18 protein-coding genes are annotated in these 13,748 nt (G+C 65.7%); 9 read left to right on the forward strand and 9 right to left on the reverse strand.

The annotated features are described in order from the left end of the window. Window positions 1-27: 27 nt before the first annotated feature. Entirely contained in the window at window positions 28-762 is a 735-nt protein-coding gene (locus tag HHL13_RS13015; protein WP_169556069.1) for a hypothetical protein, read from the reverse strand. A 334-nt stretch (window positions 763-1,096) separates the two neighbouring features. Between HHL13_RS13015 and HHL13_RS13020 the strand changes: the two genes are divergently transcribed. Further along, window positions 1,097-1,276 carry a hypothetical protein gene (locus tag HHL13_RS13020; RefSeq protein ID WP_169556070.1) on the forward strand — a complete coding sequence of 60 codons (180 nt, stop codon included), beginning with the start codon at window positions 1,097-1,099 and terminating at the stop codon, window positions 1,274-1,276. Window positions 1,277-1,333: 57 nt separating this feature from the next. Continuing rightward, window positions 1,334-1,531, forward strand: coding sequence for a KTSC domain-containing protein (locus tag HHL13_RS13025; protein WP_169556071.1), 198 nt, complete (start codon window positions 1,334-1,336; stop codon window positions 1,529-1,531). Between the two features lie 178 nt (window positions 1,532-1,709). Here the strand turns inward: HHL13_RS13025 and HHL13_RS13030 are convergent, their stop codons facing one another. Continuing rightward, entirely contained in the window at window positions 1,710-2,066 is a 357-nt protein-coding gene (locus HHL13_RS13030) for a hypothetical protein (RefSeq protein ID WP_169556072.1), read from the reverse strand. Window positions 2,067-2,138: 72 nt separating this feature from the next. Here HHL13_RS13030 and HHL13_RS13035 point away from each other — a divergent pair, with 72 nt between their 5' ends. Beyond that, a complete protein-coding gene (locus HHL13_RS13035; RefSeq protein WP_169556073.1) occupies window positions 2,139-2,291 on the forward strand; it encodes a hypothetical protein in 153 nt (50 codons plus the stop codon). Between the two features lie 64 nt (window positions 2,292-2,355). Here the strand turns inward: HHL13_RS13035 and HHL13_RS13040 are convergent, their stop codons facing one another. Next, window positions 2,356-2,766 carry a DUF1905 domain-containing protein gene (locus HHL13_RS13040; RefSeq protein WP_240953705.1) on the reverse strand — a complete coding sequence of 137 codons (411 nt, stop codon included), beginning with the start codon at window positions 2,764-2,766 and terminating at the stop codon, window positions 2,356-2,358. A 55-nt stretch (window positions 2,767-2,821) separates the two neighbouring features. Between HHL13_RS13040 and HHL13_RS13045 the strand changes: the two genes are divergently transcribed. Next, window positions 2,822-2,983: a hypothetical protein gene (locus HHL13_RS13045; protein WP_169556074.1), complete on the forward strand. Its 162-nt coding sequence runs from the start codon at window positions 2,822-2,824 to the stop codon at window positions 2,981-2,983. Between the two features lie 189 nt (window positions 2,984-3,172). Here the strand turns inward: HHL13_RS13045 and HHL13_RS13050 are convergent, their stop codons facing one another. Together HHL13_RS13050 and HHL13_RS13055 are read right to left on the reverse strand one after the other, a co-directional pair. Continuing rightward, complete coding sequence (locus HHL13_RS13050) at window positions 3,173-4,066, reverse strand: lipase family protein (RefSeq protein ID WP_169556075.1); 894 nt, start codon at window positions 4,064-4,066, stop codon at window positions 3,173-3,175. 182 nt (window positions 4,067-4,248) lie between these two features. Then, a complete protein-coding gene (locus HHL13_RS13055; protein WP_169556076.1) occupies window positions 4,249-5,199 on the reverse strand; it encodes a lipase family protein in 951 nt (316 codons plus the stop codon). Between the two features lie 149 nt (window positions 5,200-5,348). Between HHL13_RS13055 and HHL13_RS13060 the strand changes: the two genes are divergently transcribed. The 3 genes from HHL13_RS13060 (at window position 5,349) to HHL13_RS13070 (ending at window position 8,212) form a co-directional block, all read left to right on the forward strand. After that, on the forward strand, window positions 5,349-7,250 hold the full coding sequence (locus HHL13_RS13060; protein WP_169556077.1) for an acyltransferase family protein: 1,902 nt from the start codon (window positions 5,349-5,351) through the stop codon (window positions 7,248-7,250). Window positions 7,251-7,429: 179 nt separating this feature from the next. Next, a complete protein-coding gene (locus HHL13_RS22545) occupies window positions 7,430-7,687 on the forward strand; it encodes a YjhX family toxin (protein WP_169556078.1) in 258 nt (85 codons plus the stop codon). Window positions 7,688-7,750: 63 nt separating this feature from the next. Continuing rightward, window positions 7,751-8,212 carry a nuclear transport factor 2 family protein gene (locus HHL13_RS13070; protein WP_169556079.1) on the forward strand — a complete coding sequence of 154 codons (462 nt, stop codon included), beginning with the start codon at window positions 7,751-7,753 and terminating at the stop codon, window positions 8,210-8,212. On the opposite strand, the gene HHL13_RS13075 is transcribed toward HHL13_RS13070, so the two are convergent. Together HHL13_RS13075 and HHL13_RS13080 are read right to left on the reverse strand one after the other, a co-directional pair. Then, on the reverse strand, window positions 8,209-8,706 hold the full coding sequence (locus HHL13_RS13075) for a thermonuclease family protein (protein WP_169556080.1): 498 nt from the start codon (window positions 8,704-8,706) through the stop codon (window positions 8,209-8,211). The two genes, HHL13_RS13070 and HHL13_RS13075, sit on opposite strands and share 4 nt — an antisense overlap. Window positions 8,707-8,819: 113 nt before the next feature. Further along, complete coding sequence (locus HHL13_RS13080; protein WP_169556081.1) at window positions 8,820-9,014, reverse strand: hypothetical protein; 195 nt, start codon at window positions 9,012-9,014, stop codon at window positions 8,820-8,822. Between the two features lie 186 nt (window positions 9,015-9,200). Between HHL13_RS13080 and HHL13_RS13085 the strand changes: the two genes are divergently transcribed. Continuing rightward, window positions 9,201-9,389 (forward strand): hypothetical protein, encoded by a 189-nt coding sequence (locus tag HHL13_RS13085; protein WP_169556082.1) that lies wholly within the window; start codon window positions 9,201-9,203, stop codon window positions 9,387-9,389. Between the two features lie 3 nt (window positions 9,390-9,392). Here the strand turns inward: HHL13_RS13085 and HHL13_RS13090 are convergent, their stop codons facing one another. Next, the gene (locus HHL13_RS13090; protein ID WP_169556083.1) at window positions 9,393-11,450 is read right to left on the reverse strand and encodes a S9 family peptidase; all 2,058 of its coding nucleotides are present in this window, start codon (window positions 11,448-11,450) and stop codon (window positions 9,393-9,395) included. A 9-nt stretch (window positions 11,451-11,459) separates the two neighbouring features. Then, a complete protein-coding gene (locus HHL13_RS13095) occupies window positions 11,460-13,109 on the reverse strand; it encodes an NAD(P)/FAD-dependent oxidoreductase (protein ID WP_169556084.1) in 1,650 nt (549 codons plus the stop codon). 119 nt (window positions 13,110-13,228) lie between these two features. Between HHL13_RS13095 and HHL13_RS13100 the strand changes: the two genes are divergently transcribed. Next, window positions 13,229-13,606, forward strand: coding sequence for a DUF4087 domain-containing protein (locus HHL13_RS13100; RefSeq protein WP_169556085.1), 378 nt, complete (start codon window positions 13,229-13,231; stop codon window positions 13,604-13,606). Window positions 13,607-13,748: the final 142 nt, after the last annotated feature.

A 13,748-nucleotide genomic window follows, 5' to 3' on the forward strand; every position in this document is an offset into this window, starting at 1 on the left:
CCTGCAGTCAACGGAAGATATTCCAACTTAAGACTCGGCCCAGACATCCTTCATAAGATCGATGTGGCGCACCAATCGCTCTAAAGCGGCGACAGAGAGAGGTCCGGAGAATCTCAGCTCTGCCACGCAATCCCTGGTGAGGGGTATTCGCATCATCTCTTTTGCTGATGATTCCGGTGGAGCCTCCATCGGAACCTCGAATGCTGGTCTAGCCTCATTCAATGCAGGCTTCGGACTATCTGCATTTGACATGATGGATGGTCCCGGATTCTCAGCTGCTTCATCCTCAATCTGAGGCAGCTGAGAAATCGTTTCTCGGAGAGATTGGATACAATCATCAGCGCCGGTTTTTGAAAAATCCAACGCCCGAATCAAATATGCTCTTATCGCCTCGTCCGAACGAGGCAGTTCATCAAAATGTTCGAGAATTCGTTCGAATACCTGCGGCTTATTCGCGGCGATATGAAGCGCGTGAACATACTCTTCTCGCGAAGAAGGTTCAAGAATTTGGAGCCCAAGCTCGCTAACACGAACCCCTCCTTTTGCAGCTTCAACTAGCCCGTACTGACGCGCTGCCCCCAAGGCTGTGGCGCTCGCTCCACTTTTTCCGGCAAACCCCATAACTTTGTAAGCAGTAAGTGTATCGATCGCGCTCCGATGAGCGCCGTCATAAAGTCGCTTAGCGTACGCTACCGACGCTAGGAGAGGAAATCGCGGATAGCGAGGGCTGCGACCCTGCGTGAGATCAACTTCTCCAGCCATTTGGCCTCCAAGAGTTCAATGGAAAGTCCCAATACAGGTAAAAGGTACCGGCATTTATCCCTGTTTTCCACAGGAAAATACGAACAATGGAGTCAAGCCTCCCGTAGGACCTGCATCGGGGCCTCGGATTCAGGTTAAAAAGTGCTTGCGATGATCCAGGGGTGCAGCTATTGCTCAAGGTGCGAAGGCGAGGTCGCCTCCAACAGCGACCCCGCCTCCTGGCAGGCGGGGTTGCGGCCCCTTCCCGCCGGGTCGAGGACGTATGCCCTGACCGACATTGGTGGCCATACGCTCCGAAGCGCATTTGTTCAATGCCGCTTACTAGGAGGCCAACATGGCCACTGTCACCAAAAAGCCCATCGGCACCATCGCGTCCACCGGCCAGAAGTGTCCGGAGAGTGGCGTGTGGGAAGCCCAGAAGTCGCCGTACGGCACCGCACCCATTGCCGAAGGCAATGTGATGCCTCCGTACCACGGCTCCGCGGTGAACTGGAAACTGATCCAGTACGCCTGACAGGGTGGGGTGGGGTGGGGCGGATGCTCCACCCCACCCTTCATTCCGGAGGGCTCAATGCACTACTTCAATTCGACTGCGGTTCGCGCCGCAAGCTATAATCCGCAGACCGCCACGCTCACCCTATGGTTCACCAGCGGTGGGCAGGCTTACGACTATTACGGCGTCCCATTGCGGGTCTTCGAAGGTCTTTTGAACGCAAATTCGAAGGGCAGTTACTTCAACGCCTACATTCGCGATCAGTACGCAGCCTAAAGGAGGGGCTGGCGTTCAACCAGCCGCTTCTCAAATCGCCATTGTCCTGTCAGATCCGTGGCCACGCTAGAATCCCCGTCCTACACAAACCAATATGGTTATCTGAATCAGCTCCAACCAACCAGAAGGAGCCAAATCAGTGGACAGTCACACCCCCGAACCCGCCGACACCATACCGCTATCCGACTACACACCCGCCACCCTCGCCCCGCGCAGCGATGGCTAGACCGCGGATCGTCAGCGCAAGTTCCTCGCCGCCATCGCCGAGACCGGCTGTATCTCCCATGCCTGCCTCGCCGCCGGGATCACCGCGCGATCGGCGTATCGGCTGCGCGCCGATCCGCGAGGCAAGGCGTTCGCCGCGGCCTGGGATCAGGCCCTGCTCGTCGCCACCGCCACCCTCACTACGCTGGCGTTCGAACGCGCCGCGCGCGGCTCCTATCGCGAATATTGGAAGGACGGTCAGCTCGTCGGCGAAACGCGTCAGCCTTCGGACAATCTGCTCAAATGGCTGCTCGCGCATCTCGCGCCGCATCACTTCGGCAAGCCCGATCCCTATGCCCGCACCTCGGGCAAGGTCGCTTATGCGCGGGCCAATCTGCCGGGCATGATCGAGAAGCTCGCCGACGCCGATATGCCCGCCGAGACGCTGACCGAGGCCGATTTCGCACATCCGCCGCGCCAGACCGCGCATGATCCGCGCACCGCTCCGGTCGACCTCGATCAGAATGACGATGACGACGAGGATTACGATGACTGACCGCGGCCTCGTGCGCGCACGCGTAGCCAGTGTGACTTTCGTGACGTTCGGGGCGTGCGATGCGTCAGGCCCACAGGCCGATCGTCACCAAATCCCCCTCGCCAACCCCCGCCGCCTTGCGCACCGCCGCCTTCACCGGCAGCAGATACCCGCCGCTCTCCTTCTGCGGAAACGCAGAAGTCTCGAACGGCACGCCGTTGACGCTCGCCCGCAGCCGCACCGCGCCAAAGCCGCGCGCGCCGCCCAGCATCCGCCGCTCGAAGCCCAGCGCGCGGATCGCGTCCGCCGCTTCGCCGTCGATCGTCACGAAATGCCACGATCCCTTGGCGGGCGGCTCGGGCGTCCAGCGCCACAGCGCGGTCTCGAATTCATGCGTCGGGTCGTCGGAGTCGGTCATAACGCTGGTCTGGCCCATCCCCGCCGCGCGCGCCATGCCGCCCTCGCGATCCCACCCATATCGGCTGCGCTTCCACATTGCGCGCCGCCGGCACCGCCCTACACTCCACCCGATAACAAGGGGGAGAGGAACCATGCGCAGACTTGCGCCACTGATCGTCATCGCGCTGCTGTTCGCAGCGGCCGGAGCCTATATTTTCCACAACCGCATCTGGCCGCCCGCCGATCAGGAAGTTCAGGGCGGCGCGGGAGGCCGGGCCGGCGACAATATCCCCAAGAAGCGCACCGGCGGCTGACACCGGACCGCCGGTCCGAGAATATTTTCGCTGCACTGCAACGAATTGGACACGCCAGGCGCTTAGAGGGGCGTCGGACGCGTATTGGCCTGCTGCCTCGCGTCCAGCCACGAACATGGGCGGTGCGGTACGGACAGCAATCTTCCGTGCCGCCCATATTCACCGGCAATTTTCGCCGCCGCTCCGATTTCAGGGCTGGAGGCGGTGCCCGCACCCTTCCTCTTGGTCACACACGAACGCATCATAATCGGTCCCCGGCCCGATCAGATGCGCCGCGATCAGCTCCATCCGCCATGCCTGCGGGTGAAAGCCGCCCGCGAACACCGCGCGGATCTCCGCCGCCTTGCGCTTGCGCCATTCGGCCCATGTCAGCGACGAGGCGATCCGCCGTCCCACCGGCCGGTAATCGCCATGCAGCAGCGCGGGCCAGATGCGCCGGACCAGCGACTTGAACCGCTCGGGATGGTCCCAGCCCATCGGCAGATAGGGCACCATGTCCAGCGCGGCCTCGTACCGGATGCAGCGGATGCGCGGCTCGCTTTCGAAGGCGTGGGCGAACTCGCCATTCCCCGCGCGGGCGGCGGCAAAGGTCACGACGTCGATCGCCATGCCGGGCCAGGTTCGCGCGGCCAGCCAGGCGAACAGGTTCGCCAGCGCGCCGCCCTTGCTGTGCCCGGTCACCAGCAGCCGCCGGGGTCCGCCTTGCGCCAGCGCCTCGGTCACCGCCGCTTCCAGCCCCGCGTCGAGCAGCCGCCGCATCGAGTCCGCGAAGCCGCGATGCACTCGGCCGGGCCAGGGTTCGGCGGGCTGGCACAGGGCAGCGCCATTGTTGGTCCAGTCGGCCAGCACCTCGCCCAGCCGATGCTCGCTGCCGATCGGGGGCAGCGTCCCGCGGAACGCCACGACGACGCCTTCGTCGAACCGCCCGACCAGCGCGAGGTCGATCGCCTGCCCGTTCTGCGCGACCCGCGCGCCTTCGATCCGCATCGGCTCGCCGATCCAGCCGACGGGCCGCGCGTCATGGATGTGCGAATAGGTCGCCCCGCAGGCGAGCAGCAGGCGTCGCTTGATGCAGATGTCCATCGCGCCGTTCGATCACGCCCGCCCGCGCCGTGCAAGCGGCTTGCAATGTTGGAATTCCGCTGCTCGACTGGGCGCTCGCCGCTGGCCGGCCGCTCTTTCAAATCGCCGATCGCGTTCCGTGACCGCCCCTTTGTCGTCCCGATGCGGAGGCGTGGTTTTTCGCAGTCTAGGTGTCAACCGTGTCAACCGGCGGCGCGGCGTTTCCCGTGGTGGCAATCGCCTTCGCCGGTGCAGATCAGTTGGTCGTACCCCGAATCCGGGCAGATCGCGTGCGCGGTCACCACGCCCGGCGCCAGCACGCCCAGCCCGATCCCTCGCCGCCCGAGCAGGCCCGCCAGCATCGATTTGCGCCGTGATCCGGCCCAGCGCTTGTGCTTTGCGGCCATGCCGGGACGTTCGGTCACCTTCATGCCCACGGGGTGATAGTCCTGCGCCGCCAGTCCCGGCACCAGCGCGCCGACGATGCCGTTGACCCATGCCGGGGTCTCCGGCCCGGGCGGCAGATGCGGCACCAGGTCGCTCGGCATCTCGTACCGCAGGCACGCGATGCGCGTCGCGGCATAGGCGCGGGCGAAGCTCCCATTGCCCGCCCGCGCCGCTGCGATCGTGAGGGCGCTCACCGGGATGGCGCCCCACGCCCCCGTTGTCGCCGCACGATAGGCCGCAAGATTTGCCAGCGCCCCGCCCTTGCTGTGCCCGGTCAGGAACAGATGCTCGCGCGCGCCTCGCTCAAGCTGCATCCGGATCGCAGAACCCACCCCCGGCGCGCCATCGGCATCTTCCCACAGCCGCCGGATCGAATCCGCAAAGCCCAGATGCACGCCGCCGGGATAGGCCGGGTCCTGCACGCACACCGACAGCCCGTCGTTCAGCCAGTCGAGCACCACCGCCCAGCCATCCTCGGCGCTGGAACTGCCGATATAGGGGGGCAAGGATCCGCGAAACGCCACGACCACGCCTTCCTTCACCCGGCCGACCAGCGCGAGGTCGATCTCGCGGTGCGTCACCGGCGTCTGGCGGCCGATCACCATCGGCGGCTCGATCCAGCCCACGCGGCGCTGCTCGACTTCCATCCGCGGCTGATAGGTCTGGGAGGCGGCATAGAGCAGCCGGCGTTTCATGCAGTCGTGCATACAGGCGAGTCCTTCCTTGCTCGTCTGTTCACCATTCCGCCTGAACCGCGGCAATCCGGGGCTGTCCCGCTCCGGGCTTCCCCATTCAGGGCTTGCCCCGATATGCGCCGCGCGGCACGAGAGCGTGAGTTCGGGGGAGCGCCTAAATCTTGAAGCCTGAAACCGCCCTGCCGTTCCGCGCCGATATCAACGGCCTGCGCGCCTTCGCCGTACTTGCGGTGGTCGCCTATCATTTCGGCGTCCCGCCCTTCGCCGGCGGCTTTGTCGGCGTCGACGTCTTTTTCGTCATCTCGGGCTATCTGATGAGCGCGATCATCCTCGGGCGGATGGACCGGGGCAGCTTCTCGCTCTCCGGCTTCTGGCTCGATCGCGCCCGCCGCATCGTGCCCGCGCTGGCGGTGCTGGTCGCGGTGCTGCTGGCAGCGGGCTGGCCCTGGCTACTGATCGGGGAGTATCTCGCGCTGTCGCGACAGGCGGTTGCCGCGATCCTGTTCGCCTCGAACCTGCTCTTCTGGCGGGAGACCGGCTATTTCGAGCCCGGCATCGAAGACCGCTGGCTGCTCCACAGCTGGTCGCTGTCGGTCGAGTGGCAATTCTACCTGCTCTTTCCGCTGCTGCTGATCCTGCTGGCCCGCGCCCCGCGCCGCTGGCTCGCGCCCTCGCTGGGCCTGATTGCGCTGGCCTCGCTCGGGCTGATGCTGGCGGATGATGCCGAAGCGAGCTTCTACCTGCTGCCCGCCCGGGCATGGGAGCTGCTCGCGGGCAGCCTCGTCTATCTTGCCCCCACGCTCGCCGCGCGCTTCACCCGGTCCTCCCAGCTCGGCGGCCTCGCGATGATCCTCGCTGCCGCTGTCCTCGCGCCCGCCGGAAGCTGGCCGGGCGTCTGGACACTCCTTCCCGTGGCCGGCACCGTGCTTGTCCTCCTCGCGGCGCGAACGGACTCGCGCCTCTTCGCCAATCCCGTCGCCGCGCGGATCGGCCTCGATTCCTACTCCATCTATCTGTGGCACTGGCCGGTTCATGTGCTGCTGGTCCGCTCGGCCCATGCCGAATGGTATTGGACGGCCGGCGCGATCCTGCTCTCGCTCCTGCTCGGCCATCTCTCGCGCCGCTTCGTCGAGCGCCCCGGCACGCGCCGCCCGCACGTCGAAGTCACGCCGCTCCGGCGCGACTGGCGCGCTCACGCCCTGCTTGCCCTCCCCGTCGCGATCCTCGCGCTGGGCGGGACCGCGATCTGGCAGGCCCGGGGCATCCCGCAACGTTTCTCGCCAGCGGTTCAGGCAGCCGCTCGCGAAGGCGCAGGCGATTTCCAGGCGATCGTTCCCGCCTGCTTCGCGCGCACGCGACGGATACCCGCACCATGCATCCTTGGCCCAGGCAACGGTCCCCCCAGCATCACCCTGTTGGGGGACAGCCACGCCGCGGCCCAGCTGCCGGGATTGCTCGCCGCGGCGCCGGATGCCCGCATCGCCTTCAATGCCTATGCCGGTTGCGCAGCCGTCCTCGGCGCGTCGACGGTCAATCGCGGATCGCTGTGCGGCGAATTTCTGCAACGCTATCTCGCGCCTCAGGCACGCCCGCGCAGGACGGTGCTGATCCTCGCCGGGATCTGGGAAGGCTATGGCCTGCGCGCCAGCTTCGAATTCCCTGACGGCAAGCCAGCCTCGATCGCCGGGTTCCGCGATAATCTCTATCGCTCGATGTGCCGCCTCGCCGCCGCCGGCCCGACCTATGCCGTGCTGCCGACGCCGCGCTTCCCCTGGCCCGTCACCCGCGAGCTCGAACGCCGCCTGATCGCCGATCCCAACGCGCCCGACATCGCCATCCCGCTTGCCGGACAGCGCACCCATGATCGCGGCATGGCCGCTGTCCTGCATCGCGCCGCGCGCGACTGCGGCCTGCGTCTGCTCGATCCGGTTCCGCTGCTCTGTCCGGGGGGCCAGTGCCGCGGCACGCTCGGCCACCGTGCCCTGTTCCGCGACGATCACCACCTCAGCACCTATGGCGCACGCCTGCTCGCCCCGATGTTCCGCCCCGTGCTCACGCCTTGACGAGCGGACACACGATGCGCCATTTCCGGGGCCGCACTCGAAGAGAACGCCGCATGAAGGAAATTGCCGCCCGCTGATCGATGGCCGGGAGCCTGAAGCTCCCGTGCGCCGTCGGGCACCCGCCATCCGCACCCCGCGCGCGGAGGCATGGCCGCACCTTCAGCGAAGGCAGTTTTCCAGTGAATATCTCGAAATACGAACAGCGCGTGCTCCACGCGCTGGCGCAGGGCGGTCGCATCGCGCACCGCCGCAACGAAGACGGCAACATTGTCGCCGCCGATTGCTTCACCCGTGACGGCTATGTCCTGACCGATTGCACGCTCGGCCTGTTCCGCCGCCTCAAGCGGCGCAGGCTGATCGCCAGCATGGGCGGCCAGCCTTATCGCATCACCCGGCTCGGGCTCGATGCGGTCCGCGCGCAACTCGACAACCGCTGAAGCTTCAGTTGCGCGATGGCGGCTCCTTGGTGTAATATTCAAATAACACACCAAGGAGCCGCCATGCTTACCCTGCTCGCTCTTGCGCTCGCCGCTACCGATCCCGCGCTCGCGACCGAAATCCGCGCCGCCGACACAGCGTTCTTCAGCACCTATTTCGAGCAATGCGATCCCGCGAAACTCGACAAGATGGTCGCGCCCGATTTCGAGATGTTCCACGACAAGGGAGGCTTCGGGTTCCGCGACGGCGCAAGCTTCATCGCCGATTATGCGAAAAGCTGCGAAGCGAAGAAGGCCCCCGACGCCTGGCGCAGCCGCCGCGAGTTGGTCGCCAGCAGTATGCGCGTCGATCCGGTCCCCGGCTATGGCGCGATCGAGGAAGGCGACCATCTCTTCTACGAGCGCAAGGGCGACGGCCCGGAAAAGCTGGTCGGCCGCGCCCATTTCGTCCAGGTCTGGCAGAAGACGCCCGAAGGCTGGAAGCTGGCGCGGGTGCTAAGCTATCGCCACGAAGCGGTGAACTAGCACCAAGGCTCGCGTCGCCCGCCCCAGCGCCGGGCAAGGCCCTCGGCTACCAGCCTCTCGCCCAGCGATGCCCCGCCCCGCGTCACGATGCGCAGCTTGCGGCCATAACGGTCGGTATCGCGATCGCCCGTCGCCAGCGTCATCGGCCCGGCATTGAGCAGTTCGCGCAGCCTTGCGGTCGCGGCATTGCCCAGTCGCGCTTCCTCGGCACAGCGCGATGGATGCGTTTCGGGCGCGTCGATATCGGCGATGCGGATTTTCTCGCCATCGATCCAGAACGTGTCGCCATCCACGACGCAGTTTGTGCCGCCGCCGGTGTGGCACAGTCCGAAGGTCGCGCTCACCCTGTCCGCCGCGAGCGCCGCCACCGGTTCGGCCCGCGCGGCGCTTGGCGACGGCCCGCCCGGAGCGCCGGTCCACAAGGTGAAGGCCAGCCCGGCAAACACGCCGCCCAATCCCACCAGCCCGATTTCACGCAGTTGAAACGCCCGCATCACTCGCCCTTTGAAAGCGAGTCGAATCTAGATCGGGCAAGGTAAGCGAATCGTGTGCAGTCCGGTCCGCGACGGAGCGTTCGAGGCACCGACTGAACGGTTTCGGAGGAAAATCAGACCGCAGGCATCTGCCACCAGGCGAGCCCGAGCACCGCAACGGCAATCGCGAGCATCCGCAGCTGCACCCAGCGGAAGCGCCAGCGCCTGCTGGGATCGCGATGCTTCAGCCGAACGCCGTCGCCGGGATAGCCCAGCCACGCATGGCCCGGCCGGTATCCGGAGTTTCGCCCCGGATGTCGTGTCGTCACTGGCCGCCGCCGCATTCGCCGCATCGTCCCGCCTCGCTCCGGCAAGGCCGCGCCCGGCGACCTCGCATCCGCGAGGCTATGCCGGTTTCGTCACCAAATCCTTGACGCGAAAGCGAATCCCGCCGTCGCATCCGTTTCGGATGCGGTTTCATCCAAAGCGGATCATCTCCGCGATAGGCTCGCCACATGAGCGAGATCGACATTCCCCGGGTCGAATATGCCTGCCAGCGATGCGGCGGCCTTTCCGTCACGCGAGACGCGTGGGCAGAATGGGATGGCGAGCAGCAGGACTGGATCGTCAGCGAAATCTTCGACTTCGCCTTCTGCCACGAATGCCACCGTCAGACCCAGCTGGTGCAGCGCGTCTCGGGCTGACGCCTACCCCTCGGCCCGCATCTGCCACAGGATGAACGCCATCTCGTCGGCGGCTTCTTTCAGGCTCTCCCACCGGCCCGATTTGCCGCCATGCCCGGCGCCCATATTGGTCTTGAGCAACAGCACATTGTCGTCGGTCTTGGTCGCGCGCAGCTTTGCCGCCCACTTTGCCGGTTCCCAATAAGTCACGCGCGGGTCGTTGAGCCCGCCCGAGATGAACAGCGGCGGATAGGCTTGCGCGGTGATATTGTCGTACGGGCTGTACGAGCGGATCAGTTCGAACGCCTTGGGGTCCTCGATCGGATTGCCCCACTCCGGCCATTCGCCCGGCGTCAGCGGCAGGCTCTCGTCGAGCATTGTGTTGAGCACGTCGACGAACGGCACATCCGCCACCACCGCCCCCCACAATTCGGGATCGCTGTTGACCACCGCGCCCATCAGCTCGCCCCCGGCCGAGCGCCCTGCAATGGCGATACCGCCCTCATGGGTATAGCCCTGCGCGATCAGCCCGCGCGCGACGTCGACGAAGTCGTTGAACGTGTTGGTCCGCTTCTCCAGCTTCCCGTCGAGCTGCCATTGCTGCCCCAGATCGTCGCCGCCGCGGATATGGGCGATGGCAAAGGCCATGCCGCGATCGAGGAACGACATGCGGCTGGTCGAGAAGCCCGGCGGGATCGCGATCCCATAGGCGCCATAGGAATAGAGATACAGCTTGCCGCTGCCGTCGCGCGGAAAGTCCTTGGGATAGACGATCGACACCGGCACCTCGACCCCGTCGCGCGCTGCGATCTTCAGCCGCTCGGTGCGGTATTTGGACCCGTCATAGCCGCTCGGGATCGCCTGCACCTTCAGCGTGGTGAGCCCGCCGGTCGCCACGTCATAGTCATACACCGTCCCCGGAGTGACCATAGACTGGTAGCTCAGCCGCAGCGTGTCGATGTCATATTCGGGATTGTCGCCCACGCCCGCGACATAGCTCGCCTCGGGGAAGGTGATCCGTGTCGGCGCGCCGCCTTCGTAGCGGTGCAGCTCGATCTGATCGAGCCCGTCCTCGCGCCCCTCGACAACGAAGAAGCCCGCGAAGCACACCACGCCGGTCATGTAGAACTGCTTCGAAGCGCCGATCCGCTCAGACCATTCGCCCGGATTGTCGATGCTCGCCGTCGCCAGCCGGAAATTGGGATCGGTATCGTTGGTGTGGATGAACAGCGTGCCGTCATGCTCGTCGACATCATATTCGCGGCCCACCTTGCGCGGGCTGACGCAGAGCATCGGCGCGGCGGGATTGTCGGCGGGCAGCAGATAGACTTCGCTGGTGACGTGATCGCCGGTCGAAACGATCAGCCATTTGCGCGACTGGGTCTCGCCCACGCCGACGCGGAACCCCTCGTCGCTCTCGAAATAAAGCTCGACATCCTGCTCTACCGGCTCGCCGAGCTTGTGCCACTTGACCCGGTCGGTCCGCCAATTGTCGTTGACCAGCGCGTAGAGGAAGCCCTTCGAATCCGCCGTCCACACCAGTTCGGACAGCACGCCGGGGATCACGTCGGGCAACAGTTCGCCGGTCTCCAGATCCTTGATCCGCACTTCGAACCGTTCGGAGCCGTTATCGTCATAGGCATAGGCCAGCCAGCGCCCGTCATCGCTCGCGCTGAACGCGCCCAGGCTGAAATATTCCTTGCCCGCGGCCAGTTCCGGTTCGTTGAGGATCAGCTGGTCCTCCCCCCCCGCGGCGGGCTTGCGCCACCAGCGGCGATACTCGCCGCCCATCTCGAAATCGGTCCAGTAGATCCAGTCGCCGTCCTTCTGCGGTACGGTCGATTCGTCTTCCTTGATCCGCCCGCGCATCTCCGCGAACAGCGTTTCCGCCAGCGGCTTGTGCGGCGCCATCACCTGCTCGAAATAGGCGTTCTCCTCCTCGAGATAGGCGAGCACGTCCTTGTCGGTGACGGTCGGATAGCCGGGATCGCGCAGCCACGCCCATTGATCGTCCACGGTGACGCCGTGGGTGGTGAAGCTGTGGGGACGAGTGGCGGCGATGGGGGGCTTGGGATGGCTCATCCCCCAGCCCTATCGCCTCGGATCGAGCGAAGCCAGACGGTGCGGTTCACCAATGATGCTCAACGCCACCGCTTCCGCCACCTTGATCCCGTCGACCGCGGCGGAAAGGATACCCCCGGCATAGCCCGCGCCTTCGCCCGCCGGAAACAGGCCGCGCGTGTTGAGGCTCTGGAAATCCGGCCCGCGCGTGATGCGGATCGGCGACGAGGTGCGCGTCTCCACGCCGGTCATCACTGCGTCGGGATGGTCGTATCCCTTGATGTCCTTCCCAAACACGGTCAGCGCCTCGCGCATCGCGGTCACCGCGAATTCGGGGAGCACTTCGGCCAGATCGGTCATCGTCACGCCCGGCTTGTACGACGGAATCACTTCGCCCAGCGCGGTCGAGGGTCGCCCGGCCATGAAGTCGCCGATCTTCTGCGCCGGCGCCTTGTAATTCGATCCGCCTGCGACGAACGCCTTTTCCTCAAGGGCACGCTGCAAATCGATCCCCGCCAGCGGATGCCCCGGATAGTCGCGCGCCGGATCGATCGCGACGACGAAGCCTGAATTGGCGTTGCGCTCGGCGCGCGAATATTGGCTCATGCCATTGGTCGCGACGCGCCCTTCCTCCGAAGTCGCCGCCACCACCTGCCCGCCCGGGCACATGCAGAAGCTATAGACCGTCCGCCCGTTCGAGCAGTGGTGCGAGATCGCATAGTCGGCCGCGCCGAGGATCGGATGTCCCGCATTCGGCCCGAACCGCGCTTCGTCGATCCATGCCTGGGGATGCTCGATCCGCACGCCGATCGAAAAGGGCTTGGGCTCGATATAGACGCCGCGCTCAAGGAGCATCGCGAACGTGTCGCGCGCGCTGTGTCCCAGCGCGATGGCGACGTGATCCGATTCGATCACTTCGCCGGTCTGGACGCGCACGCCGGTCACGCGGCGCTCGCCATCCTTCTCGTCGACCAGCAGGTCCTCGACGCGATGCTGCCAGCGATATTCGCCGCCCAGCGCCTCGATCTGGTTGCGGATGCCCTCGACCATCTTCACCAGCCGGAACGTGCCGATATGCGGATGCGCTTCGGTCAGGATCTCCTCGGGCGCGCCTGCCTTGACGAACTCGGCCAGCACCTTGCGATCGAGATGCCGCGGATCCTTGATCCTGCTATAGAGCTTGCCGTCGGAAAACGTCCCCGCTCCGCCCTCGCCGAACTGCACGTTCGATTCGGGGTTGAGCACGCTGCGCCGCCACAGGCCCCAGGTATCCTTGGTCCGCTCGCGCACCACCTTGCCGCGATCGAGGATGATCGGGCGGAAGCCCATCTGGGCAAGGATCAGCCCGACGAACAGGCCGCACGGCCCTGCGCCCACGACGATCGGTCGCGTGCCCTGCCAGTCCTTCTGCTTGGTGACGAAGCGATAGCCAGTGTCCGGCGTGCGCTGCACCTTACGGTCGCGCTTGAACTTGGCCAGCACCGCGCCTTCGTCGCGCAGCGTCACATCGACGGTATAGACCAGCTGGATGTCGAACTTGTCGCGCGCATCCCATCCGCGCCGCGCGACGGTATAGCGCACCAGATCCTTGGGCTTGATCCGCAGCCGCTCGCGGATCGCGGCGGCCAGAATCTCCTCGGCATGGTTCAGCGGCAGTTTGAGTTCGGTAATGCGCAACATCGCAGGCGCTTTACGGCGGATCGCCGCTGGCCGCTACACTCCGCTCCATCCGCAACCTCACCCGGGGCTTGTCCCGGAATCCGCTGTCCTCTCCCCTGATCCCATGCCACACCAGCCGCATGATCCGCGCCGCTCTGCTCCTCAGCCTCGTCATCCCCCTCGGCGCCGCTGCACCCGAGCCACTCGCCGCCAAGCCGGAAAAGCGTTGCGGCTGGCTGGAAAATCCCACCCCCGCCAATTGGTGGCTGCTCGACCGCGACGGCCAGTGGATCATCGGTTCGCAGGGCGGCCATCAGGCACGGGGCATGGAAAATATCCCGAACATGGCCGGCAGAAACTGGATCGTCACCAACGGCACGTCCTATGGCCGCGGCTGTGCCTGCATGACCGTCGAAGTGAACCGTCGTGAAAGCCGCATCACGCGCATCAGCGCGGTGAAGCAGCTCCCGCTCGCCACTTGCCGCGCCGACCGCACGCTACCCAAGCCAACCGACTGAACCCGCACGCCCCTGTCCTCTGGCCGGGGAATCTGGCAGACAGCGCGCATGTGCCGGACTCGCCTCGCCCTGACGCCACGATGCGCCGGAGACGAAGGCCGGGCCGAATCCCGTCCGGCGCCTTGTCCCTTTCATTCTACCT

Source organism: Sphingomonas sp. G-3-2-10, from assembly GCF_012927115.1.
GTDB lineage: Bacteria > Pseudomonadota > Alphaproteobacteria > Sphingomonadales > Sphingomonadaceae > Sphingomonas.